The organism is Bradyrhizobium sp. P5_C12 (genome assembly GCF_054049735.1).
The window spans coordinates 1-24,515 of the sequence record NZ_JBFULU010000073.1 but is presented as its reverse complement, the minus strand read 5'-3'; the positions used below and the strand labels follow the sequence as shown (position 1 = coordinate 24,515).

The 24,515-nt window shown below is 61.1% G+C and carries 29 protein-coding genes; 28 read left to right on the top strand and 1 reads right to left on the bottom strand.

The features are described 5' to 3' along the window. Positions 1–213 precede the first annotated feature (213 nt). The 22 genes from ACXJMY_RS35580 (at position 214) to ACXJMY_RS35475 (ending at position 18,283) form a co-directional block, all read left to right on the top strand. The gene (locus ACXJMY_RS35580; protein ID WP_456624022.1) at positions 214–447 is read left to right on the top strand and encodes a hypothetical protein; all 234 of its coding nucleotides are present in this window, start codon (positions 214–216) and stop codon (positions 445–447) included. 54 nt (positions 448–501) lie between these two features. Then, the gene (locus tag ACXJMY_RS35575; protein WP_456624021.1) at positions 502–1,077 is read left to right on the top strand and encodes a portal protein; all 576 of its coding nucleotides are present in this window, start codon (positions 502–504) and stop codon (positions 1,075–1,077) included. Positions 1,078–2,621: 1,544 nt separating this feature from the next. Further along, positions 2,622–3,011, top strand: coding sequence for a hypothetical protein (locus ACXJMY_RS35570; protein ID WP_456624020.1), 390 nt, complete (start codon positions 2,622–2,624; stop codon positions 3,009–3,011). Continuing rightward, positions 3,008–3,763 carry a hypothetical protein gene (locus tag ACXJMY_RS35565; protein ID WP_456624019.1) on the top strand — a complete coding sequence of 252 codons (756 nt, stop codon included), beginning with the start codon at positions 3,008–3,010 and terminating at the stop codon, positions 3,761–3,763. Before ACXJMY_RS35570 ends, ACXJMY_RS35565 begins: the two co-directional genes overlap by 4 nt. 57 nt (positions 3,764–3,820) lie before the next feature. Beyond that, complete coding sequence (locus ACXJMY_RS35560) at positions 3,821–5,497, top strand: portal protein (protein WP_456624018.1); 1,677 nt, start codon at positions 3,821–3,823, stop codon at positions 5,495–5,497. Then, positions 5,490–5,789, top strand: coding sequence for a hypothetical protein (locus ACXJMY_RS35555; protein WP_456624017.1), 300 nt, complete (start codon positions 5,490–5,492; stop codon positions 5,787–5,789). Before ACXJMY_RS35560 ends, ACXJMY_RS35555 begins: the two co-directional genes overlap by 8 nt. 106 nt (positions 5,790–5,895) lie before the next feature. Beyond that, entirely contained in the window at positions 5,896–6,531 is a 636-nt protein-coding gene (locus ACXJMY_RS35550) for a hypothetical protein (RefSeq protein WP_456624016.1), read from the top strand. 18 nt (positions 6,532–6,549) lie between these two features. Then, complete coding sequence (locus ACXJMY_RS35545) at positions 6,550–7,656, top strand: hypothetical protein (protein ID WP_456624015.1); 1,107 nt, start codon at positions 6,550–6,552, stop codon at positions 7,654–7,656. Between the two features lie 50 nt (positions 7,657–7,706). Continuing rightward, positions 7,707–8,525 carry a M23 family metallopeptidase gene (locus ACXJMY_RS35540; RefSeq protein ID WP_456624014.1) on the top strand — a complete coding sequence of 273 codons (819 nt, stop codon included), beginning with the start codon at positions 7,707–7,709 and terminating at the stop codon, positions 8,523–8,525. A 51-nt stretch (positions 8,526–8,576) separates the two neighbouring features. After that, complete coding sequence (locus ACXJMY_RS35535; RefSeq protein ID WP_456624013.1) at positions 8,577–9,425, top strand: hypothetical protein; 849 nt, start codon at positions 8,577–8,579, stop codon at positions 9,423–9,425. Between the two features lie 76 nt (positions 9,426–9,501). After that, complete coding sequence (locus ACXJMY_RS35530) at positions 9,502–10,038, top strand: hypothetical protein (RefSeq protein ID WP_456624012.1); 537 nt, start codon at positions 9,502–9,504, stop codon at positions 10,036–10,038. Between the two features lie 232 nt (positions 10,039–10,270). Further along, positions 10,271–11,233: a DUF5309 domain-containing protein gene (locus ACXJMY_RS35525; RefSeq protein WP_456624011.1), complete on the top strand. Its 963-nt coding sequence runs from the start codon at positions 10,271–10,273 to the stop codon at positions 11,231–11,233. Positions 11,234–11,301: 68 nt separating this feature from the next. Continuing rightward, the gene (locus ACXJMY_RS35520) at positions 11,302–11,664 is read left to right on the top strand and encodes a hypothetical protein (RefSeq protein WP_456624010.1); all 363 of its coding nucleotides are present in this window, start codon (positions 11,302–11,304) and stop codon (positions 11,662–11,664) included. 1 nt (position 11,665) lies between these two features. Then, positions 11,666–11,977 (top strand): hypothetical protein, encoded by a 312-nt coding sequence (locus ACXJMY_RS35515; RefSeq protein ID WP_456624009.1) that lies wholly within the window; start codon positions 11,666–11,668, stop codon positions 11,975–11,977. Then, entirely contained in the window at positions 11,977–12,309 is a 333-nt protein-coding gene (locus ACXJMY_RS35510) for a hypothetical protein (RefSeq protein WP_456624008.1), read from the top strand. The genes ACXJMY_RS35515 and ACXJMY_RS35510 overlap by 1 nt, the downstream gene beginning before the upstream one ends. Then, positions 12,306–12,959, top strand: a complete 654-nt coding sequence (locus tag ACXJMY_RS35505) for a phage adaptor protein (protein WP_456624007.1) — start codon at positions 12,306–12,308, stop codon at positions 12,957–12,959. Before ACXJMY_RS35510 ends, ACXJMY_RS35505 begins: the two co-directional genes overlap by 4 nt. A gap of 20 nt (positions 12,960–12,979) precedes the next feature. Then, a complete protein-coding gene (locus ACXJMY_RS35500; protein WP_456624006.1) occupies positions 12,980–13,411 on the top strand; it encodes a hypothetical protein in 432 nt (143 codons plus the stop codon). Position 13,412: 1 nt separating this feature from the next. Continuing rightward, complete coding sequence (locus ACXJMY_RS35495) at positions 13,413–14,174, top strand: hypothetical protein (protein WP_456624005.1); 762 nt, start codon at positions 13,413–13,415, stop codon at positions 14,172–14,174. 100 nt (positions 14,175–14,274) lie between these two features. Further along, complete coding sequence (locus tag ACXJMY_RS35490; protein ID WP_456624004.1) at positions 14,275–14,886, top strand: hypothetical protein; 612 nt, start codon at positions 14,275–14,277, stop codon at positions 14,884–14,886. Then, on the top strand, positions 14,886–16,358 hold the full coding sequence (locus ACXJMY_RS35485; RefSeq protein ID WP_456624003.1) for a hypothetical protein: 1,473 nt from the start codon (positions 14,886–14,888) through the stop codon (positions 16,356–16,358). Before ACXJMY_RS35490 ends, ACXJMY_RS35485 begins: the two co-directional genes overlap by 1 nt. Further along, complete coding sequence (locus tag ACXJMY_RS35480) at positions 16,355–16,669, top strand: hypothetical protein (RefSeq protein ID WP_456624002.1); 315 nt, start codon at positions 16,355–16,357, stop codon at positions 16,667–16,669. Before ACXJMY_RS35485 ends, ACXJMY_RS35480 begins: the two co-directional genes overlap by 4 nt. A gap of 1,203 nt (positions 16,670–17,872) precedes the next feature. Then, positions 17,873–18,283 (top strand): DUF6968 family protein, encoded by a 411-nt coding sequence (locus ACXJMY_RS35475; protein ID WP_456624001.1) that lies wholly within the window; start codon positions 17,873–17,875, stop codon positions 18,281–18,283. Positions 18,284–18,849: 566 nt separating this feature from the next. Here the strand turns inward: ACXJMY_RS35475 and ACXJMY_RS35470 are convergent. Next, positions 18,850–19,326 (bottom strand): hypothetical protein, encoded by a 477-nt coding sequence (locus ACXJMY_RS35470; protein WP_456624000.1) that lies wholly within the window; start codon positions 19,324–19,326, stop codon positions 18,850–18,852. Positions 19,327–19,443: 117 nt separating this feature from the next. Between ACXJMY_RS35470 and ACXJMY_RS35465 the strand changes: the two genes are divergently transcribed. The 6 genes from ACXJMY_RS35465 to ACXJMY_RS35440 all read left to right on the top strand — a co-directional run. Continuing rightward, positions 19,444–20,358, top strand: a complete 915-nt coding sequence (locus ACXJMY_RS35465; RefSeq protein WP_456623999.1) for a hypothetical protein — start codon at positions 19,444–19,446, stop codon at positions 20,356–20,358. 76 nt (positions 20,359–20,434) lie between these two features. After that, positions 20,435–20,806: a hypothetical protein gene (locus ACXJMY_RS35460; protein WP_456623998.1), complete on the top strand. Its 372-nt coding sequence runs from the start codon at positions 20,435–20,437 to the stop codon at positions 20,804–20,806. A gap of 713 nt (positions 20,807–21,519) precedes the next feature. Then, a complete protein-coding gene (locus ACXJMY_RS35455; protein WP_456623997.1) occupies positions 21,520–22,302 on the top strand; it encodes a tail fiber domain-containing protein in 783 nt (260 codons plus the stop codon). Positions 22,303–22,304: 2 nt separating this feature from the next. Further along, positions 22,305–23,501, top strand: a complete 1,197-nt coding sequence (locus tag ACXJMY_RS35450; RefSeq protein WP_456623996.1) for a hypothetical protein — start codon at positions 22,305–22,307, stop codon at positions 23,499–23,501. A 96-nt stretch (positions 23,502–23,597) separates the two neighbouring features. After that, a complete protein-coding gene (locus ACXJMY_RS35445) occupies positions 23,598–24,056 on the top strand; it encodes a hypothetical protein (RefSeq protein WP_456623995.1) in 459 nt (152 codons plus the stop codon). A gap of 117 nt (positions 24,057–24,173) precedes the next feature. Beyond that, positions 24,174–24,515: hypothetical protein (locus ACXJMY_RS35440; protein WP_456623994.1), on the top strand; the 342-nt coding region annotated here is incomplete at its 3' end.

Here is a 24,515-nt window from a genome sequence, read left to right as displayed (position 1 = left end):
GTCTGGATGGGCTTTCGAGAAGATCATTCTCAGCATAGCGCCTTGGCTGAACCGTCTTGATGATCGATGGTTCGATCGCGTTCACAGGGACGATCGATAGGTCGTATTTGCACGGTCGACGGGCAGCGTGCCCTCTCGGTGAATGCGTCGCCGCCAACAAATCTCATCGTGCCATAGCCCCGCGGGGAGGGGCGCCAAATTCGGGAGCAATCAGTGCCGGGCCGACATTCGCTCACAATTCAACTCAATCCGTACGGCATGGGACATGCGGCCGTCACCCTGACCGCCCCGTCGGGGCAGACTTACGCGGGCTTCGCCGTGAAGCCAGATCCTCGCGTTTGCACGACGATCGTCGATCGCATCATGCGCGCAGCCACCAATGCGGGGAGCCACGACGACCAGGCGTGGTTCGCCCGCTGGATCCAGCCAATCATGTCGCCGCGCTGAAGCGCCTGGTGCTCAAATATCGCTGCGAACGAGTCCTGACCGGGAAGGTTCCTGATGCCAAAGATGCCAATCTCCGAACTGAAGGCGATGCTCGCCTCCGAGAAAGCCAACGCGCTCGCCGCGATGTCGGCGGCGCGGCTCGCCGAGGAGCGGGCCGACGCGATGGATTACTATCTCGGCGACATGCGCAAGGACATGCCGGCGCAGGACGGCCGCTCGCGCGCGGTGTCGACCGACGTCGCCGACACCATCGAAGGCCTGATGCCCTCATTGATGGACATCTTCGCCGGCTCCGACGAGGTCGTGCGCTTCGAACCGGTCGGTCCGGAGGACGTCGCCGCCGCGCAACAGGAGACGGACTACGTCAATCACGTCTTCATGCAGCAGAACGGTGGCTTCATGGTCCTCTATTCCTTCATCAAGGATGCGCTGCTGTCGAAGGCCGGCATCGTCAAGGTCTGGTGGGAGGAGCGGGAGGAGGAGAGCCGCGAGACCTACTACGATCTCACCGACGACCAGTTCGCGCTGCTGGCCCAGGATGTCGCGGAATCGAACGGCGCTATGAAGATCGTCGCGCATACGGTGCACGACGTCGGCGCGGCGCTGGAGAACACGGAGGCGACGAGTTGATTGAGGTGAGCACGAATGCTGAGTAGCGTCTCGTCGACCGAATGAGACGTCGGCGCCTCGGCACGCGGTGGGGACGACGTCACATCCACACGCTGTGCCAGTCGCTATTTTTTCTCGACGCGTCCGAAAATTCTGAGGAATGCGAGGCCTGAGAAAGCCGCCACGAAAGTGAGGAGCAATTTTCCGAGCGCCTCGGATCCATAAAAGACGTACCCGAAGATCCCGAAGATGCCGAGTATCAGGGAGTGTTTGAGGGCGGTTCTCAGGCAGCCCGCACTTTCTCGTTCCGGAGGTGGCGGCATTTCCAATCTCGCTGATTTTTTGTTCGAAGTCGTAACATGGGTGGAATGGAATGGCTGTCGATAATTTGCTGGTTCGCCTGATTGCAATGTTCGGAAAAGGTACGTTGTCGAACAGGCTTTCGCAATATGACCCGCCCTCTCGCGGCGATATTCTCCATGATGGTCTCGTCGGAGCGGGGAAGACTTGGGGCGGCATCCTCGGGACCGCGGCGGGAATAACCGGCGGACAGGCCGTTGGTGGACCGTATGGAGCAACGGCGGGCGCATTGGCGCTGGGACCCGCGGGGAACCTCGCAGGGGGATGGGCCGCGCATGGCGCCTATCTTCAAGGTCTGCTCATCAACGACATTCTCACGCACCCCGAGAACTGGACCGTTGATGCTGCAGGCGCGATCGTCCCGGCAATGGACGGCGGCCCACCTGAGCGAGCGTCCGGTAGTGGTCCATCCTTTGCTGGCCGTTTTGGAAATTGGACTGCGTCTCAGGCTGGCACCGCGCTCGCTCGCGGCGAAGCTGATGAGCTCGCGACGGGGGCTGCGGACTCCGTTCGGCCCGCAGGTATCCGTCGTTTGACCCGGGTACCTCCGACAGGGCGTTGACAAGAGGCGGGTGCGGCTTCGGTGAATTGTGCAGCGGGCAAAGCGATTGAGGTGCTGCCGACAATTGCAAAACCAGCAGGCCAGCGCTGACAGCCGAAAAGGTCTTTCATGGCAAAATGTCGCTCTCCGAAGTGAAGGCGATGCTCGCAGCCGAGAAGGCCATTGCACTCGCTGCGATGTCGGCCGCGCGGCTCGCCGAGGAGCGGGTCGACGCGATAGCGACCAATCGTCAGTGATGCGGCGGCGAGAAGCAGGGCTTCAAATGATGCTAGCGACACGATAGCCGCCGTCTCGTGCATCCAGCCTGGGCAGGCAGCATCGACGTCTGAGCGCATGGAGCCACGCTGTTGAGCACCACGCGAAGGTCGTTGAGATACAGCCCCGCGATGACAAGGAGGCCGCAGGCCCAGATCGCAGCGAGGACGGCTAAAGCAAAGATCATGTCGGAAGCCGCCCGGATATTGCCGGTTTAAGCATTGCCAAAAGTCGTGCGGCGGTCAACAAAGGAGATTGTGATGGCGGAAGCCTGCAACCGGGTCTTCTCCGGCGGCTGGCGATGTCTATCGCGACGCGGCACTGGCTTGCCGGTAAATGTGGAGTACATACGTTTGGCTCGCGAAGGCCGGTTCACCGAGAGGACTTCATGGCAGCTCTCTTCACGGTTCTGACGGGGATGGCCCTCATCTGGTCAATCGTCACTTACTTTCGGGTCTACAATGCAGTGCGCGAGCACCTCCCGCCTCAATTTCAAGACGATGAGAGTTCGCGTTATGCATTTTCGGTGTGGGCGCTACGGCATCCGACGCCGCTGCCTGTGCAGGCTGAGTACGTCAGATTTGTCAAAGGATCGAACGCTGCAATTCTGTGCGGCGCGCTGGCCTCGCTTTCATCCGGTCAGCCGGTCCTGATGGTCTTAGGCAGCGTGTGGCTGGCAGCTTTTCTCTACGGCGTGTTTTCCGCAATCAGGTGTTCAAGAATTTACGAGCAGAATTGCAAAAGGGCCGAGGCCCAGAATGATGGGCAGAACCAATGAGCGACAAGGGAACTTATGGCGGATTTACGGTTGGATTTCCGTCGCCGTTGGGAGGAGTGGGCTTTGGGGCCTATATCGACAATTCCGGCAGGCTTTATCCGCAGTTCTATTACGGTACTCCTCGCTTCAGTGCCTCGGCAGGATATACTAATGATCTGGGGGCTCTGCTGACAGGGCCGTCGGCATCAGGGACCATTGGGAGAGGATGGATCGGAGCGAACGTGGCGACTGTGGGCAACGAGACGGGTGTCGGGTTCGGTACGCCCGGCGTTGGCGTTACCTATGGAATTGGCCCCTTCGATTTCTCGGAAGACTACTCGCTGCCATGGATCAAAGAGCTGATCAAGGATTCCGTTGACGGAGCGGGTCTACCAAGCCGCCGAAACGTGTGGGAATATGGCTACCCTGAGCCGGAAGGCGGGAAGAGCCCGGAGACGAGCGCCATTCCCGTTCGACGTCTCACGCGCGTAGGCACCTCAAATGCTGGCGCTGTTTCCGCGTCGGGAAGCGCTCCAGCGCCGTATCCTTCGACGTTCAACGACCGATTTGGTGACTGGGGCGGACCGTCTGGCGAGCCGCAATCGTCGCAGGCCAGCCGGCCAATCGGGGTGTTCGCAAATGAGCCCAACTCTTCCATGGCATCGTCAGTGCGAGGATTTGATACGCGCAGTGACGCGCGGAGCGCGACGAGCGGCTCCGCCGGAGGGCTGCTTGGCATGATCCAGGACTATATGCGCAACAACACTTACTAGCGCGATTTTCCGCCCCGCGTCGGGCGCCCGCATACCGAACTGAAAGCTCAATCAAACATGCCCGTTCCCTTGCTAGCCCCGGCGCCGCTCGCGCCGATGGGCTCTCTCGTCACGCATGACGTCACCATCGTCACCACGCGCAAGCTTGCGCAGGCGCGGGTGATGGGTGTGCCGCCCGAAGAATTCGGCATCGAGCGCGGTGCACGCAGCATCCGCGACTGCAATTATTGCTTCCACGAAATTGTCACCAAGACCGAGGCGCAGTTGATCGCGGAAGGTTTCGATGCCGGCCAGGTCAGGGCGTTGCGGCCGCATACCGGCACGACCGAGATCGAGACGCAGGCGCGCGACACGGTGGAAGAGCATCTGTCCGCGACCGCCGGCGGCGGCAGCGCCAATTCGGCGGCGCGGCTGGTGCGCATCACCGAGCACTATGTGCGAATGGACTATGAAGGCTCGGGGCGGCCTTGCCTGTACCAGGTCATCACCGGCGGCGATCAGGCCGAGATCCTGCGCAAGGACGGCAAGGACTGCATCACGCCGTTCGACGAGATGCCGTTTGCCGCCACCACGCCGGTGCCGGTGACCCACCGCTTCTTCGGCCGCTCGATCGCAGACCTGGTGATGCCGTTGCAGCGCGAGAAGACGGCCCTCAAGCGCGGTGCGCTCGACAATCTCTATCTGCACAACAACCCGCGCGTCGAGGTCGCCGAGCAGAATGCCGGGCCGAATACCCTGGACGATCTGCTGGTATCGCGGCCGGGCGGGGTGGTCCGCACCAAGACGGCGGGCGGGCTGAACTGGCAGGTGGTGCCTGACATCACCACGTCGATCTATCCGATGCTGCAATATCTCGACGCCGAGCTCGAGATCCGCACCGGCCTCGGCAAGCAGACGCAGGGCATCGACGCCAACGCTTTGCAGAACCAGTCGGCAACGGCAGTTGCGCAGGTGTTCTCGGCTTCGCAGATGCGCATCAAGCTGATCGCGCGCATCATGGCCGAAGGCGTGCGCGACATCTTTGCGCTGCTCCACGGCACCATCCGCAAGCACGGCCAGCGCGAGGAGACGGTGCGGCTGCGCAATGCCTGGGTCGACGTCAATCCGCGCAACTGGAAGACGCGCGACGACATGACCATCAATGTCGGCCTCGGCGCCGGCGGCAAGGCGCAGCAGTTCGCCCAGACCATGGCGATCGCGAACGTGCAAAAGGAGCTGCTGGCCGGCGGCAAGATCAACCTGGTCGGCGACCGCCAGCTCTACAACACGGCGGCCGAGCTGACGCGGATCATGGGGCACAGGAATCCCGACCAGTTCTTCAACGATCCCATGGCCGTCAACCCGCAGACCGGGCAGCTCTTGCATCCGCCGCCGGCGCCGCCGCAGCCACCGCCCGATCCGAAACTGCTGGCGCTCCAGGCGCGGCTCCAGGCCGACCAGCTCGCCGCCGCGCACAAGGCGCAGATCGAGCGCGAGAAGGCGCAGGCCGATGCGATCCACCAGCAGGTGAAGATGCAGGCCGAGATCGAGATCGCCAGAATAAGAGCGGGCCTCGACGCAAAGATCGCGGTGCTCGATGCACATCTGAAGACGCTCGGCCACGAGCAGAAGCTCCAGCATGCGCAGGAGCAGCATCGGATGGATGTCGCCGAGGCCGCGCTGGATATTGCCGCATCCGCGGCGCATCACGAGATGAAGGCGCGGCCGAACAACGGGGAGGGGAGCAATGCCTGACGAGAGTGCCCTGGAGCGGGCAGCGGCGAAGGCGGTTCGGGCCGAAGCATTGCTCGACGATGAGATCCTGAACGAGGCGTTTGACACGCTCGAGAAGAGCTACATCGCGGCCTGGCGCGCCACCACGGTCGACGATGCCGCCGGGCGGGAAAAACTCTTCCTCGCCATCAACATCGTCGGCAAGGTGCGCGATCACCTCGCGGGCGTGGTTGCCAACGGCAAGCTGGCGCGGGCGGAGCTGAAGGAGCTTGCGGAGACCGCAGAGCGGCGGAAGCGGTTTGGGATCATTTAGTCTGCACAGCTTCTGCACAACTACAGGGAGAGTTGACATTGTTCCTGTTTTGTTCAATGAATATCATCCCCGTCGCGCGGTCTTGGGAAAGTTGGAGAGGCGTCAGTTGAGCAGTGATCAGGAACAGCTGGCCCCTGCAACTTCTGGCGGAGAGATGTTCCGACGTCCGCCCTGGCTGACCTATGCGTTCGCTGCCGTGACTCTGGCGAGCGTGGCAGGCCAAGAATTCCTGACGTATCTCCAGCCTGCAGCGGCCGACTGGCTCCTATGGATCGGCGTGGCGGGTATCGCCATYGCCGTCGTATGGCTCATCACCTGCGCGTTCATTCGGAAGCCGCGAAGTGCACCGGTCCTCCTCGCCACTTTGCTGATTTTTCTTGTTCCCTATCTTTTCGAGCGCGAAAATGCCCCTTGGCTCACGTCACTCGGATTCCGCCTCCAGGCTTCGCCACTCGCGCAGTATCTGAAGGAGTGCCGGTTGGCCGAGTTCAACGAAGCGGGGGTAGCCCAGGCCATGGGCTTTTGTGAGAGGCGTGAATTCGGTTATTCGCTCAACACGCAGTTCGATAGTGTCTTCTACGATTCAACGGGAGGGATTCAGAAGCCGGAACGACGAACACCAGAATGGACGCAAGCTTGGCATGATCTTGAGACCRCCGACGTTGGCCTAATCCGGACTTGCGGAGTAGCTATTCGTCTCGTCGATCATTTCTACCGTGTTTGTACTGCTTACGGAATGTGAACGGTCGGGGATGATATCATGCGCATTTGCCCGATTGATCTCGACCTTCGATTCTCGCTTGCCGGTGCGGCGTTCACATTGCTTGTTGCGGCAACGGTGTGCCGCGCCGAGGGTGAATTACGAGCGCCGCCAGTCAAGCCTCCATCCGTTCCGACCTTCGAGAAGCTGCCGCATACGCCGCTGCCGAAAGGCGAATTCATCGCGTGGTGTGGCGACCATGAGCGGTATCTGTTCGCGACGGACCATCATTATGTCGACGCATACGATGGAGGTGCCAAGATCTCCGCCCCATCTCCTACGGCTGACAGATCGGTACAATGCGGACCGGATGGTCGCTATATCGTTTTTTCGGAGGACGATGCCGGGCGGGTGAGGAGATTCGAACTCGAGACCGGAAAGAGCGAGGTCCTAGCGACATTCCGGAACCAGTCACATCCCAGTATATCGTTTTCTCCCAACATGAAGATCGTGGCCTCGAGTCAGCCACTGCAACTGACGGCGGAAGCTGGAGGGGTGCGCACGATCAATGTCTCCGGCGCGATTGGTCGACCTGTTTACAGGATCGTTTGGGCTCCCGACAGCTCGAAGTTTTTCGTGGCGTACGCCAATACAATCGATGTCCTGGACGCGCAGGGCGAGAGGATCGGGGGAGGCAAGTTCCTAAAGGATTCGGATGTTCGTGCAGGCTGGTTTGACGCTGAGCAGAAGTCACTGTTTCTGTTCCTCGTGACGGACGATATTCAGTTCATCGGCCCTCTTGTGAGATGCCGTATCGCGGATTGGCGATGTGTGCGGCTAAGAGAGCGCGTTGAGCAGGCCGCGGGCGGTGGCAAGGGGTTGATGAGCATCGTCAGTCCGCTCGATCGACCGAAGCTGCCCGACGACGATTCAACCGTGGTCTATGCGCGCTACTCGGCGGAGCTTCGCGACGGCTCGTTTCGTCTGCTGTTCCGACAGGAATTTACCCGGGCAGCCGGTCTAACCGGGCCTCAGCTCTACGTGTCTCCATCGGCTGCCACGGCGGTGCTGTCGTGGAGGCTGATGGAGCGCGCGAAATGTCCCGATCGGGCCAACGACAAGTGTCAGCCCGGATGGATACTAGATATGACAAAGGCTGTTAAATGAGTGATCCTTACAATCCCGGGCCCCCGTTTCGCCGAGGCTCCGGCTATGGCATGCGAAGCGATCCGTTTACGGACAAGGAAAAATTTCATGCGGGCCAGGATTTCAAGGCGCCGCTTGGCACTCCGATTCCGGCGGCTACTCCGGGCGAGGTCGTCTACTCCGGTTACAACGAAAATTTTGGCCACACTGTCATTGTCAAGAATGCGGCTGGCTACAGCCTCTACGCTCATATGCAGGAAGGCAGCCCAATGCCGAAGCCTGGTCAGCGCGTCTGGCCCGGTGACATCATCGGCAATGTCGGGAGCACTGGTGCCCGCAGCACAGGACCTCATTTGCATTACTCGGTCATCAAGAATGAGCAAGCGACGCAAGCCTTGGGACGAGACAATCCAAATGGAGGAAATCTCGGCGTAGCCATAAACGGCAATACGAACCGTGGGCCGGTCACCACGATCGACCCCGCAACATTCGACACCAGTGTCCCTTATCTGGTTCAGGCAGCAGCTACCGGAGCCGGCGGTTCGGCCGTGCCTTCGGCTCCCCTGAGCGGGCTGGGTTTTCCAAATCGCGATGGCGTTGTTGCCGATCGCTTCGGTGCCTGGAGATCCTCGTCCGGTAACGCAACGACCGATCAAGCGGCAATGACACCCCGGCCCGGAGGGTTACCGGGGATGATCGTCGACTATCTGCGCCAGAGCCCGGATACGGCGGGCAACTCGCGGGCGTCTGGCGGCTTGCCCGTCGCGCCGCCGGTGCCGTTCGTGAATGCCAGTGATCCATTGTCACAGGGCGAGCCAGCCACGTTCCAAGATCGCTTCGGCGACTGGTCTGAGACTCGCCGATTGTCATCGCGCCGGGAGCCAAGGTGATTACACGCGACAGGCCACGTGGTGCATTGCTAAGAATTTGAGGGTTCGAGAATGGTCCAGGTCTGCAATGTGCTCTTGCGCTTGTTCGAAGCGCTGGTTCCGTTCTCGGCCTTCACGCTCCTGCTTCTTTCCTTTGGTCCGTCCCGTGCCGAGGAGAAGTCATTCGACAGGGAGGCCTCCTATCGCGCGGTCGATTATTGCCGCGGTGTTGCCGTGCGGCCCGTTGCGCTCAGCGGCGACCAGTCGATCCTGTGTCTCGACGGCCGGATCGAGAAGGATACGGACGTATCGGCGGCGAAGAAATTGAAGGAAGGCGGTCTCTTCGTCGTTCGAAGCGCCGGAGGTGACATAGCGTCCGCAATTGCTCTTGCCGAGATACTGCGTGAACGACGCGCAGCGGTCGTTGTGTATGACCAGTGTTTGTCGAGCTGCGCCAACTATCTTCTGATAGCGTCCGGTCAGAGCCATGTGCTCAAAGGCGCCCTGGTCGCATGGGACTATGAGAGCAGCGATCCCGCCCTTCCATCATGCGCCAAATTTGCGATGGAAAAGACGCGAGATGGAGATTACCGCCTGCAGCGTGGCTCTTGTCAGCCTTCGGCGGCTGACGAGGCTCAATGGCGGGATATCTTGCTGGCCCAGACCGCCTTTTACAAGGAGCGCATGGTCGACCCGTACTTTGAGCCGCCGCCGGATAATCGCTATCTGCGAAGGGTCGTTAAGTCCCTCTATCCCGATACTCATGCTTACCACCATATCGGGTGGACACTTCACCCCAGATACTTCGCGAGATTGTTCAAGACCACGATTGTCTACGAGTCCTATCCGGAAGGACAGGCCGAGGTGGACGAGATGGTGGCCCGGCTGCGTCTCGACATGAAGGTGATTTACGATCCGTAGATCGGGCACTCGCTCGACGGCGAAGTGAACCAATTCGTTTTCCATCCCATGAATTAGAAAGCGTGGTGGATTAAAGATGAATGAGATACCGAACGACAGCGATCGGCAGAATCCGATCCTCGACTATCCCGGCTACTACATGCCAGGCTTTTTCTCGTGGCTGCTTGGCGAGATTCCAAGATTTGGTTTTCCAGATTGGGGTCCCATTCCGCAGCTGCGGCGTGAGCGGCCGGTTACACCGCCGTCTCGGAATCCGAACCTGCCGCCGGCGCACGAAGTTGATCCGCCAGATCGGCCTCCTGAATGGCTGTTCGGTCCGCCGCGCATCGTCCAAGCCTCGCCAGTCTCGCGCCAGACGATAGCCGAGTCTCTTCTCTCGACCGCAACACAGCCGTCTTCAGCGCCGCTAGCCAATCTCATTATCGACCGCATTCAGCGTCTGCAGCAGCAAAACTCGAGTCAGACTCAATCTTCTTCTTTCGATACGGGGGCTGCACCGCTACCGTTCAGCCCCACGGCCACGTTCGCGCCGCAAGGATACGAGCCGGTTGAAGGCGATCCCCCTGAAGACAAGTCGCCCATCCGACGTTTGACGCGTGTCCGGCCAGGTTGACGCCGCGCAACAACGCCGATCAGGTCAACCATCGTAGTTAGGCCGACCCTGCGCGGTTCGCGCGGGCGCCCGGCAGAGATGTCTCGCGGATCCGCGAACCGGAAGCCTAGATTTCCGCGCCATCGCGTGAGCGAGAACAGAAGACGCCAGCAACTCAGGCCGCAGTTTCCAGGAGAGGCGCAGCGACATCGTTGCGTTGTCGGAACAGCACGGCTGTCACAAGGAAACATCGATGACTCTACCGACTTCCACCTTCGTTACCTACTCCGCGGTGGGCAACCGCGAAGACCTCAGCGATATGATCTATCGCATCGATCCCGTCGACACCCCCTTCATGAGCGGCGTCGACAAGGAGAAGGCGACTGCCGTCAATCATGAATGGCAGACGCAGGCTCTCGCCGGCGCCGACGCCAACAACGCCCAGCTCGAGGGCGACGATCCCAACACCAACACGACGACGCCGACCGTTCGGCTCGGCAACCTCTGCCAGATCTCCTACAAGGTTGCCCGCGTCTCTGGCACGCAGCAGGCGGTGGACCACGCCGGCCGCGACAACGAGCTCGCCTATCAGGAGATGCTGAAAGGCCTCGAGCTCAAGCGTGACCTCGAGACCATCCTCTGCGGCACCAACCAGGCCAAGGTCGCCGGCAACACCACGACCGCGCGCAAGACCGCCTCCGTCCTCTCCTGGGTCTTTTCGAACACCTCGAAGGGAACGGCCGGCGGCGCAGCTGACCCGGCGGCCGCCGACGGCACCGGCACGCGAACGGACGGCACGCAGCTCGCCTTCACCGAGGTGCGGCTGAAGACCGTGCTGTCCTCGATCTGGACCAATGGCGGCAAGCCCGGCACCATCATGACCGGCGCCTTCAACAAACAGGTGTTCTCGACCTTCACCGGGCGTTCCACGGCGGTCGAGGAGTCCAAGTCGAAGAAGATCGTGGCATCGGTCGATGCCTATGAATCCGATTTCGGCAAGCTCAAGGTGGTCGCCAACCGCTTCCAGCGCCCGCGCGATGTCCTGGTGCTCGAGCTGGACAAATGGGCGGTGGCCTATCTCAACGGCCGCAACATGATCTCGATCCCGCTGGCCAAGACCGGCGACTCCGATCGCCGGCAGATCCTGGCCGAGTATGCGCTGGTCTCGCGCAACGAGAAAGCCTCCGGCGGCGTGTTCGACAACACCACTTCCTGAGCGATCAGGATCATCCATCTCACCCTCGGGGCGGCCTTCGGGCCGCCTCTTTCATTTGGAGACACAAGATGCCGCTTCCCGGCAATCGCACTCTCAACACCGCCGATCTCACCGCCTACACCCCGTCCTGCGGCGCAAGCCCGGTCGCCGCCTATGTCCGCGTTCCCTTTCGCTGCCGCGTGCTGAAAGTCGCCGGCATCCTGGGCGGCGCGATCACGACGGCCGACGGCACCGTCACCGTTTCGGCCAATGCGGCGACGCTCGCGACCTTCACTGTGACCCAGGCGGGCTCCGCTGCGGGCCAGTTGTTCTCGGCTGTGCCGCCGTCGCCGACCTATCTCAACGAGGACGACGTGATCGTGCTGACGCCCTCGGGCGCCTCCGGTGCCACGATCCCCATGCATTTCTCAATCTCCGTGAGGACCGCCTGACATGCCGTTCTTCTCCAAGCAAAATTCCTCGCGCGTCGGTCCCACGCAGACGATCGCCTATGACGGCAGCGTCAGCATCACCAACGCCTTCGGGCCGGAGACCTACCAGCTCCGACTGGTCGCCAATTCCGGCTGCTGCTACCGGATCGGCGACGGTGCGCAGACCGCGACCATTTCGGATCCGTATCTGCCGGCCAACGCCGTCGAATACGTCACGGTCAGTCCCGGCCAACGCATCGCTGCGCTGAAGGCCGCGACCAATGGCCTGGTCACGGCGACTGCCGGCACGCTCTGGATCACGGAGATGTCGTGATGGACGGTGTTCTGATCAAACCTCATCTCGACAGCAACGGTCGCGAGCTTGCGATCGAGCATATCCAGGATGTGGCGCCCATCCTGGAATGGAACAGGCAGGCGCGCCTTGATGAGCAGTGCGGCGATTGGGGGCGGCACGTCGCCCGCATTCCCAACGTCATCTACGTCAAATGGCTCAACGAGCAGCATGCAAGAGGCCACACCTCGTTGCGGCTGTTCACGCCCGAGTTCGACGCGATCGTGCAGACAAAGCTCGATGATCCCGAATGGGCCTATTTGCGAACAGACAGGCCGAAACTGCAGGCCGGCTGGTCAGCGGAGCTCACGTGACCCAGATAACGGACTACACATCGTTGCAAGCCGCAGTGACCGAATATCTCGCGCGCGACCAGGATACGACTCTGATCGCGCGGATCCCGACCTTCGTTCAGCTCGCGGAGGCCAAGTTCAACCGCCAGCTGTTCGTGCGGCAGATGGAGCAGCGGGCGACCGCGCTGGTCGATCTCGGATCGGATGAGCCGGAATTCATCTCGTTGCCGGCGGATTTCCAGTCCATGCGCAGGGTCCGGCTGTCGAGCGTGACGGGCAAGCCGTGCCTCGAATTCAAATCGGGGACGCAGATGGACGAATACCGCTTCGCGACGTCCGATGTCGCCGCGCAGCCGCGCTATTTCACTGTGTTCGGCAATGAACTTGAGCTCGCGCCAACGCCCGATGCCGCCTACACCATCGAAATGGTCTACCGGCAGAACGTGCCTGCGCTTGCGTCGAACGCCGGCAATTGGCTGCTGACCATGGCGCCCGATCTCTATCTCTACGGCGCCCTGCTGGAATCCGCGCCGTATATCAAGGAAGACGCGCGGATTCAGACCTGGGGACTCGGGTTCACGTCGGCGCTCGCCGATCTGAACAATCTCGGGCTGACCTCGACCTTCAATGCCGGGCCGATGACGGTGCGTGTTTCCGGCCAGATCATCTAGGACATCTTGGGAGAACGCCGATGGCAAGCTTCAACAAGTTCTATTGCTTCGTGCAGGACGTTGCGAACGCGCTGCACGACATGAAGACCGGCACCGCGCAGGTGTACAAAGTCTATCTGACCAACACGGTGCCGGTGGCAACCAACACGGTCTACAACGCGCCGGCGGATCTCGCAGCCGGCAACGGCTATACCGCGGGCGGCAACAGCGTCGGCACCATCACGGGCGCACAAACCACGGGCACGTTCAAGTTCGTCGGCGGGGCCGATCCGGCGTGGACGGCGTCGGGCGGTTCGATCGGACCGTTTCAATATGCGGTGCTCTACAATTCGACGTCGTCAACCAAGCCGCTCATCGGCTGGTGGGACTACGGCGTCGCGATCACGCTCACCAACGGCAACACCTTCACCGTCGATATCGACCAGACCAACGGCATCCTGACGATCACCTGACATGGCAGCTTTTCTCGACGTTTGCCGCTTCAGCCCATCAGCGGGCGGCACCACCGACTGGACCTATGCTTCGGCCGTCACGGGCTACCAAAGCCCTGCTGCGGCCGGAGTTGTCAACGGTCGCCTGTACAAGTACCGCGCCGAGAGTACCGATCTCAGCCAATGGGAGATCGGAGAGGGCGCCTACAACACCTCGTCCGGCGTGCTGGCGCGAACAACCATTCTGTTCAACTCGTCCGGGACCACCGCGAAGATCAATTTCTCCACGACGCCGCAGGTCGCGATCGTGGCGCTCAAGGAAGATCTGATCTCGGTCGAGGAGAGCAACAGCTTCAGCACAGCTCAAAAGGCGCAGGCGCGAAGCAATATCGACGCGCAACAGACGATCTCGGGTTTCTCGGCCATCCTGGGAGCCGACGTGACGATGTCTGCGGTCAATACGCTATTCGACGCCGTCTCCCTTTCGCTCGGAACGAGCGGAACGTTCCTCCTTATCGGAACCATGTCGCTCAAGGATACGAGCGCGGCCGCCAAGTTCCTGGCGCGGCTCGTGGACGGCACCAACGTCTACGCCTACAGCGGATGGGTCTACAGCACAGGCGCCGGAAACGCCGTGCAGGTCACGCTTGCCGCGATTGCGACCAACCCTGCCGGCAGTATCAGGATGCAGGCGTTTAATGCGACCAGCGCGAACGGAAAGATCGTCTATAACGACGCCGGAGCCGCCAGGGATACGCAACTTGTCGCAATCAAGATCGGGTGACGCACCGGGTGCGGCTCGCTCCTTTGTGAGCAGCCGCGCCAACGTCTTCGCGTTCGTCAATCGGTCCAAACCGCAAAGTGGCGTTCTTCGGAGTTAACGGATGTCCCTTCTTGGCTTTGACGCTGCCGGGCGTTTCGCGCTCGGGCAGTTGCCGACGCTCGGGCTGACCAACACGGTTCTGCTCACGACCACAGCCGTCTATACAGTCGCGGGGCAGGCGGCGGCTTTCAGGTCGGTGCAGTCAGGCATTCCGGGCCTGTTCGTTGTCTCGGGCGTTGCCGCCACATTCAACGCTGCCCTGTCCGGGGCGACAGGCAGCTACGCTGCGGCGGGAAATGTTGCTTCATTCAGATCGTCCCTTGCGGCAGGCGCCGTTGGATATTCTGTTGGCGGCCAGCAGGCAAAGATTGCTGTTCGGCTCGCTTCAGTGCCAGGCATCTATTTGCTCACAGCAAATAATGCATCAGCCGGCGCTTCGATGCTGTCGCCCCCCGGCGCATACGATGTGAGCGGCTATCCTTCGACGTTTTCCCGCAATTTCGAGGCCTGGTTTCCGCGACCGTTTGATTCCGACAGCTGGACCGCGACGGGAACAGAGCGCGAGGCCTGGATACCGAGGGATAACGCCGCAGCTTCTTGGGCGCCTGGGTCGGAGCCATCGCCCGCATGGACGCCCGCCGCGATTGAACCCGAAACATGGACGACTGAATAATGCCACTCCTTGCCTATGGCGAATATCGCCCGGATGTCAGCGACTATGAAGGCCAGGCGACCCGCAACATACTCAACGTCATCCCGCGAGGCGATGGCTATGGCCCGTTCCCGTCCTTCTCGGCCTACACGGCGCCGTTGCCCGCCTCGTGCCGCGGCGCGTTCTACGCGCTGAAATCGGACGGCACGGTTATCACCTTCGCCGGCACGAGCACCAAGCTCTACCGGCTCAACAACATCGACTTCACCTGGGTTGACGTATCCAAAGGTGGATCGTCCTACTCGGCGCTCTCAGCCACAGCACAATGGCAGTTCGCCCAAACCGGGAATTTCGTCTTCGCGACGCAGGCCAATGCGGTGCTGCAAATCTTCGATCTCTCGTCGTCGACGGCTTTTGCGGACGCGCTGGGCGCGCCGCCGCAGGCCGCCTATATCAGCGTGGTCGGGCGCTTCCTTGTGCTGTCCGGTTTGCTTTCGACGCCGTACCGGATCCACTGGTCCGGGCTCAACAACTTCAACGCCTCGGACAGCTGGACGAGCGGCATCAAGTCGTCGGACTTCCAGGACTTTCCGGATGGCGGAATCGTCCGCGGCGTCGCCGGCGGCGAATCCGGCATCGTCTTTCAGGACCAGGCGATCCGGCGCATGTCCTACGTGCCGGGTTCGCCGATCATCTTCCAGATCGATCGCATCACCCAGGACAAGGGCCTCTACGCGCCGTACTCGATCATCCGCGCCGGCGAGCGCATCTTCTTCTACGCCGGCCAGGGCTTTCACAAGATCGAGCCGGGCGGCGTGCCGCAGCAGATCGGACGCGAGAAGGTCGATCGCAGCTTTCTAGCCGATCTCGACAAGGGCAACCTTCAGCTCTTCATGGGTGCCGCCGATCCGCGCTCCACGCGTGTCTACTGGGCCTACAAATCGGTATCTGGCACGGTGGGCACCTACGACAAGCTGCTCGGCTACGACTTCCTGCTCGATCGCTTCTTCCCGATCGCCGTGACGGGCGAGTATCTGCTGGGTGTCTCGCAGACCGGTCTGACGCTGGAAAACCTCGACAGCATTTCGTCATCGCTGGATGCGCTGACGTTGAGCCTCGATGCCTACGCGACCGCGGTTCAGCCCGAGATCGCGCAATTCTCGAGCGCTCATGTGCTCGGCTTCTTCCGCGGCCCCAATCTCGAGGCGACGCTGGAAAGCCCCGAGCAGGGCACGGACGAGAACCGCATCACCATCCGCGGCTTCCGCCCGGTGACCGATGCGGCGACGCTGTTCGGCTCGGTCTCCTGGCGCGATACGCCGGCTGCACCGGCAACGCCGGGCGCGGAAGTTCTGGTCAATGCCCGCACCGGCCGCTGCGACGTCAGACGCGACACCCGCTATTCCCGCTTCAAGGTGCGCATCCCGGCCGCGACCTCGTGGTCATTCTGCGCCGGCATCGTCCCCGACCTCTCACCGAACGGCACGCTATGACGGCTTACGTCCCCGGCATCACCGAGACCGACCTGAAGAAGATCGTACTCGCAATCCAGCAGCTCGCGGCCGGGAGATCGAACGCGGTCGGCAGCGTGACGCTGGCGACGGGGGCTGCGAGCACGACGGTGACGACGGCGAATTGCGCGGTGGGATCGGTGCCGATCCTGGTGCCGGCATCAGCCAATGCGGCGACGGAGATCGGCAACGGAACGATGTATGTGAGCGCCGTTGCGAACGGCGCGTTCACGATCACGCATGCGAACTCCGCAACGACGGGGCGGGTGTTTTTGTGGGCGGTGGTGGGGTGAGGCCCTGCTAGCGCGCAGCAGGTACTCATCTAGAGCCAGCAAGTATCTCATTTCAACGAAGCGAGCCACACCGAGCACGTGTCATTTGCACGCGGTCGGTTCGAATAGTGCTGAGCGCGCTTGGTCTGCATTTCAACAATGAGCCTTTGTGAAGGATTTTCGATGGCTACCCCAGATATCCGGAATCTGTACGAGCAGTTTCTTCAAATTTATGGAGGGCATAGCATTTCGTCCGACCCGGCTCGATCAGAGTCACAGTCTCAAACTCCGCGGGTTGCCTATCCATTGCCACTCGAAGCTTTCGGAGCTGACGATGGCTATATGCCCACAGGTGGAGTTCTTGGCGGAGCGGTCTCGCCTCCCTCGGGCGCGCCGTGGTGGGTGCAGGCGCTCTCGCCCGGAGGAGTCGCGGTTAGCTCACGAGGATCAACGCCGCTTGGTCCTTCAATGCGCGGGCGGCTCCTGCCGATACCAGTTGGTCCCCGCCAAGTTGTCGAGATGCCGGACCCGCATCTTGAAAGGATTATTCCTCAGTCGACGCGCGATTCCTGGACCGCGGCAACCCTCTTACACCGGCTGCTGAAGGACCGGACGCAGGAAGATTCGGCTTCGTCCTCGTCTCGCTCTGATCCAAACTTAAGGGAGCTAAGGACGGTTTCTCGGGTTGCACCCTCACCAAGYGTCTCCGAAGAGAACAATCTCCCCCTGCGACTTTTTCTCAAGGGGATGTATGGTGATGGGACCGCCGGTGACGACGCCTACAGCCGTTGCGTGAAAGCGGCCGAGGGAGATTCCGACGATTGGGAAAACTTTTGCAGGTTCCTCGATCAACGGCAAAACAATACAGCGGGCGGAGAGTCGCAAAACCGAGCTTGCTGGAGTAAATCCTTTCTGTCCAAGAGCGAGAAGAAGAACTATTGCTATAATCAGTTTAGCAAGAGGCAGTGAAACGGCTGCACCTGTGCGTCGTTACCACGCGGACCATCGAGTAGCCATTGCCCCGCATTGAATTGTTCTGCGTTGCTGGCAGTGCTTCATTCGAACTGGGAAGCTGCCGGCCAGTGCTTCTCGCGTTCGCTGCCAGTTTCGCTCGTGAGCATTGAAGGACCTAAAGCACAGCGCCTTGACGTTGTTCGTTCTCTGTTCTAGTGCAATAGAATGCAAGAGATCTTGACGATGTAGCTTCGTTTGAGGGGAAGGCGAATGCATTGGGACGAGCCTTGTCTGTTGCAGTACGATTTCCGTGTCGGCGCCAAACAACGCGCTGCGATTGCCCGGCTAGGCTTCCCGAAGCTTGATCAGGCGCATCCAAAGGAATGGATCTGCGCTTTTCAGATACAAGGGCTCAAGGACGATCGAATCCGGCGGGCGCGCGGTGCGGATGGAGTTCAAGCGCTCACAATCGCGTCCATGGCTATTCGCGCACGACTCGATCGGTTGAAGACAATTGGTCCAAGTTCGGTGCCTTACGAGGTCGTTTTTCCGCGGTATCTTCCATTTTGCTATGGCCTCGAATTTCACCGGAAGTTGTGCAATCTCGTGGATGTCGAGATCAAGACGAAAGAGGCGCAGCTATCGAGGGCCAGGCGGCGCTACAAACATTCGCTCGAGTAATGGAAGAGCTGGTAAAGGCTACTAGTTCAGGCGCTCGTAGCGTTGTCCGTTTCGGCCGAACGCGATTCTTCCATGAGCCTTCAACATTCTGACATCGAGGCGCCCCCGCTGTAGCCGACCGATGAGGTTGAAGCAGATGAACACACAGAATTTGGCGCGCGATGCTCATCGCACGTCGCCCCATTCGGCACCTATGACAAGCTGCTCGGCTACGACTTCCTGCTCACGGGCGAGTATCTGCTGGCCATCTCGCAAACCGGTCTGACGCTGGAGAAGCTCGACAGCATCTCGTCGTCGCTCGATGCGCTGACGCTGAGCCTCGACGCGCCTACGCGACCGCGGTGCAGCGCGGATCGCGCAGCTCTCGAACGCTCATGCGCTTGACCTCTTCCGAGGCCCCAGGCTCGAGGCGACGCTGGAAAGCCCTTGATCGATAGAGCCTGCCGGGCCAGCCTGTCTGCGACGAAATCGGTCGTGCTTGAGTGCGATTCAACAGGGTCCATTCTTCGGCTTACGCGACCAGAAGCTGCTATCAAACGTTTTGTGGACACGGTATTGTCGCCGCATCACGTCCCGTCGTCGCAGTCCTTGATGATGGTTTTCTTCGCAGTCCCCAAGCTCTTGCGGACGTCGAGCAGGGAGAAGGTCTCCTGGGTCTGGTACTTGGGGAATTCGACGACAAAGGATTTCTGTTTGGTCGTGGCCAGGGCTTTGACGAGCTCCCTGAAATCCCACTGGTTCTGTCGTCCCGCAGCCTTGAACTGGCTTCCGTCGAGAAGGAAGGGATAGTTCTTGCCATCGATGATGATCTGCACGGTCACCGCTTCTTTGGCTTGAGGCTTKATCCGCGTCACCGTGATGAACATGCCCGGCGTTTTGTCGTCGCTGCCAGCCGGACAATAGATGCTGAAGGTGGATCCGGCGCTGTTCTCGATGTTCGCTTCCAGCGTGCCCTGGCCATAGCCGAGCGTCCAGCGGAAGTCGACGGCCAGAGCGGTGGTGCCGCTCAACATCAGAGCGAGCGCAACGGGTAGCAGCTTCATCTGTCACATCCTGCAGTGGTGGGATGCTTAGTTATAGATGGATCGTCCGACATTGCAATCGCACTTGCCCGTCCAAAGGGCGAGCCAGCTTTTTTGAATCCGGACCTGGAGGTAGATATGGGTTTCCGCGATGATGACGTGTTTGCTCCGCAAACATATGCGGGCACCGGCGGCCTTCTCGGCAGACTGTCGGCGCAAGTCGGACCAAGAGCCAATCCGAACGCGACCGAGCCGGGCGCGTATGATCCAAAAACCTTCGGCAACGCCGCGGCTGGCTTGATCCGAAGATTGCGCGAGCTGCAGCAGCAACAGGCTCCCTATCGGCCAGGCGCAACGAGGGCCTCTGGTCCGCTGACCAACCAGATCGTGAGCGCTGAAAGCGCGGGCAGGGCCAATGCCACGAACGGTCTCTCGACCGCTTTGGGAGCCGGGCAATTTCTTCGCGGGACCTGGCTGGACATGCTGGCCAAATACAGGCCGGACCTGACGGGTACACCGGACGAGCTCGCGGCGCTGCGCAAGGATCCAAAGCTCTCGGCCGAGATGGTCGAGGCCTATGCGGCCGAGAATGCCAAGAGACTTGTCCGGGCCGGACACGAGGCGACCGCCGGCAACATCTATCTTGCGCATTTCGCGGGCCCGTCTGGCGCGCTCAAGGTCCTTGCCGCCGACCCGGCAGCGTCGGCGAGATCAGTTCTCGGCGATGATGCGGTCACAGCCAATCCGTTCCTCGAGAAGATGACAATTGGAGAGCTGAGATCATGGGCTGACCGGAAGATGCGGACGCAACCGTCGGCGCCGCGTTCGCAAGTGCCAGCCTTTCCCGATCATGCTGACCCGGTCTTCGGTGCGCCGGCATTTCCGGAAGGCCTCGTTGCGTCGCTGCCGGGCCCATCGTCGAAGGCATCACCGGCGCCCTCTCGCCCGCCGCCGGACGTCCCACATGGGCCGGACGATCGCCCGCGTGGACTCTTGACCAATGAGCCCTCAAAGCTTTGGCCGGTCCAGCCACCGATTTTCTTTCCGTTCTGAAATGTCGCGCAGACGCGATCTCCGTGGGGATCGGCCGGCTGGCGACACACGGCTCATTTGCATCGATCCGAAGCACGTGTGCGCGATCTGGCCGCTGACGGCTCCTCTGCTCAGGCTGGCGATCGTCAAAACAGGCCTATCAGAGTTCGCCACGATCGAACGCGATGTCCTCGATGGCCGTTCGCTGCTGTGGGTCGCCTGGAACGGCTCAGGGATCGAGGCTGCTGCATCGACGAGCCTGCAGCGGACGGACGCCGGCAAAGTTTGCGTCATCACAGCATGCGCAGGGGCGGGCATGCGGGATTGGCTGCCACTGATCCGCGGTATCGAAGCCTACGCACGAGCGGAGGGTTGTCGCTGTGTACGCATCTTCGGGCGGAAAGGCTGGTTGCGCGTCCTTGATGGATACGAACAGACTTACGCGATCATCGACAAGCGTTTGCCGTGACGGCCGAGATCCGCTTCATGCAATTGCTCGGTTCGGGGCGGCCTTTGCCCATCGAACCGGCCCGACAGATGTAACTACGCTGCGCGACCTGGGGTTGCGTTTGTTCTTGATTTGTTCTAGTATGCATCTCGACGCGTCTCACACGTGGCCTGAAACTTGGCCGATGGGAATATCCGGCCGACGGGGTCAACCAAGTTGTCTTTCATAAGATGAGAGTACAGATGACAAGATCGTCCGGAGAGCCTTTCGCGTACCCAATTTCGGGATCGAAGGTGCATTGCCGCGCCCACCATGGTGGGCTGATCTCGACAATTGGAGAGTACCGTCGTCGGTATCCCCTCCTTGGTCACCGCCGCCGTCGGCTCCCCGGGAAGATGTCGATCCATTCGGCCCTCCGCCGCAGATGCCGGGTCCGCCAAGGTTGCAGAATGAACTTGCGCCTGCCGATCGCGTCGTCATCGACCGGTTGTTCGGATCACCTCGCGCTTCCTGCCAATGGAATGCGACGAAGCTTCCGCGTTCACGTCGTCCGGATGGGCCGCCACGTGAATCGCTCCTCGCGACCGCATCTTGTTGCCGCGCAGACTGCATGACACGGACTGAGCGAACTCACATTTAAGGGAATATCGTCAATGGGCGGACAATCCACCTCTACACAGACCCAGCAATCGCAGACTGCCCCTTGGGCTGCCGCGCAGCCGGCGCTGCAAACCATGTTGGGCCAGATTAGCACGGGGCTCAACAACACCGGCCTGACGTCGGCCGAGAGCTCGGCGCTCGACACGCTGAAGAACAACGCCGCGTCGGGCAATCCTTATGCGGGCCAGATCGCAGGCTACGCGCAGTCGCTGCTCAATGGCGGCGCCGCCACCGCGCAGGCCGGCGACGTGCGGGACAACCTCGCGGCCTATCGCAACTGGCTGACGCCATATGCGAACGGCAGCATGGTCGGCAACAATCCGGCACTCACTGCGCAGCTTGCGCAGATCCGGTCGGACGTCGGCAATGACGTGAACTCGCAGTTTGCCGCCGCGGGCCGCGATTTCAGCGGCGCCAACCTGATGGCCTATGGAAGGGGCGTCGCGGCTGCTGAGGCGCCGGTGATCGCCGCGCAATATAACCAGGACGTGGCGAACCAGCTTGCCGCGACAAATGCGCTGTATAACGCCGGCAACACGACGGCCAACACCTTGACCCAGATGCAGCAGAGCGACCTAGCCAATCGCGGCCAGGGCGTAACCGCCGCGCAATCGGCGCTCGATGCCCAGAACTATGGCGCCAACGCCACTTTGGCGGAGGAGGCGCAACGTCGAGGGATTCCCGTGCAGGCCCTGAGCCTGCTGGCGCAGATCGGTGTGCCCATCGCGCAGCTTGGGACGCAAGGCAACAGCACGACGACGGGGACGCAGCAGAAGTCCGGAGTTGAACAGTTTGCGACGCTCGCCGGCGGCGTCAACAGCCTGCTCAATCCCTTCAAAGGCATTTGGGGAGGCTAAGTATGACAATCCAGACTGACGCGGAGCTGACCGGGGCCGCCTTCGACTTGGTGAATGCAGGTTACGCGGAAATGCCAGACCCGGACAGGGAGAGCGAACGCCAGTCGATCGACAGCGACGGTGCGTCGCTGCGCGACGCCGCCGACCGGCGATCCGATTCACGGCCTGAAGTCGTCGTCAGGCAATACACAGATGCAGAGGGCAAGCCCGCTGCCGCGAACGAGGCCGTAACTCTCGCGCGCGCCGCGCGGGATTATGCAAGCGCAACGGCCGGCGACAGGCGGATTGCCGAGAATGGCTCTTCGGAGGCGCTTGCCGCAAGGATCGATGCGCTACGCGCTGAAGTGGCTGCCAACGATTCCGATGCGCCCGAGTTCTACGGCTTTGAGCAGCCTGAGGCCAGCGATGCGCGTGACGAGGAAATCGAAGCGCCGTCAAATGCGACGAAGGATCACGCGAAACGCTCGACCGAACTCGATCTCGATATCGAGCAGCTCGTGCAGCATCCGCAGGTGCGCCTCGCGCTCGAGGAAAAGGTAGGCGAAGTCGAGCGCGCGCGGCGGAGCTATGTCGACGGCCTCGATGCGGCGATGCAGATCGCGCAAGCGAGCTTTATCAGCCAGTTTCMTGAGTTGGCCGGCATGCCGCCGGAGCGGCTTCCGGAAGCCCTCGCGCAAATGGCGCACCAGGATCCCGCAAAGCTTTCCCGCATCCAGGCGATTGTCGCGGGCAGCGAGCAGTTGCGCGCTCGGCAGAATGAGGAGATGCGGCGGACGGCGGAAGCCTCGCGGCGCGATTTTCAGAACTATGCAAAGGCAGAGGACGCCCGGCTGGAGACGCTGCTCAAGGAAGAGACGAGAGACGTCAGGCAGGCCGTCGCGCAGGAGATCATGGCGTCGGCCAAGGCCAGCGGTATCGAACCGGAGGAACTGCAACGCCTGTTCGACAGCGAGCCGCTGATGCGCAACGCCACGTTCCAGCGCATGATGTACGACGCCGGAAAATACCGGTTGATGATGAAGGCGAAGAGTGCTGTGGCGGCAAGGCCGATGCCGCCGGTGCAAAGGCCGGGTATGGCGACGAGCCGAGGTGAACGCGATCAGCATGATCTGCGAGCGTTGAGCGCGCGGCTTTCCAGCTCAGGTGATCTCAAGGACGCGGTCGCGCTCTACCAGGCGAGGACAGGCGGTCGACGATGAGGGAGTCTGCGCGAGCAGCCCTTCGCCGAATGAAAAGCGATGAATGTCCTTCTCTGGCTCTGAATAGAGACGGTGTGCACACAGGATAGGATGCCCATGCTGTTGAGACGTATTTTGTCCATCATGATTGTCGCGACAGGCCTTCTCCCATCGGTTGATGCATTTGCCGGTGATTACACCGTTTCATATGCTTTCGACGGCACGACCAGGGAGGACGTCGCCGCAGGCGCAACGAGTTCGCTCAGCGAAGAGGGGACCACGAAAGAGTGCCAGTACGAGAAGTCTTGCACGATAGAGCTGACGAAGTCGGATCTGACGATATCGTTGAGCGTCAAGCGTTCGGGGCCCCGCAAGGTGGTCGTCTATGCCTACGGCGGTCGTAGCCGTGACACAGGTTGTTGCTATTTTTCGGACGGCGATCGCCTGGCTGAGAGCGAACTGCCCCAATCATTGCTTCGCCTGCGCATCTACGAAGGGCACGCGCGCAAGAGAAACGAATACATCCAAAATCTCCCTTTGGGGCTTCTGTATCTCCAATTTTCAGACTTGAAATAGTTCGGCGTTCGGGCGCGCCGCTAGCTCGCTTTCATCCCCCTTATTCGTCAGCCGAAGTTTCCCGCGATCCTTCGTTGATCGCGGGGCCGGATCGGCCTGCTTTCACAGGAGCTCTTGATGGCCACCATCGAACGACAATACCTGCCTCCCCTGAATCCCGAGACGACGATCGCGGAGGCGGATCGCCCGCGTGTCTTCGATATCGTTCGCAAGCAGTTGGCCGATCTCCTGGAAGGAGACCAGTCCTACTATCCGGATGGGGTCCACAAGGATTGGCAGGCACGGGCCGAAGATCTTGATGGCTACATCAGATCGTTCAGGAGCTTACAGGGACGCGTCAACGATCCGGCTGACATCCTCGGAGATGTGATCAGGCATCTACGCCAACATGCCAAAGACTTTCGCGATAGAATCAATGGCGCAGGACCCTCCGATCCCATCGAGCTGCCGCCCGGATTG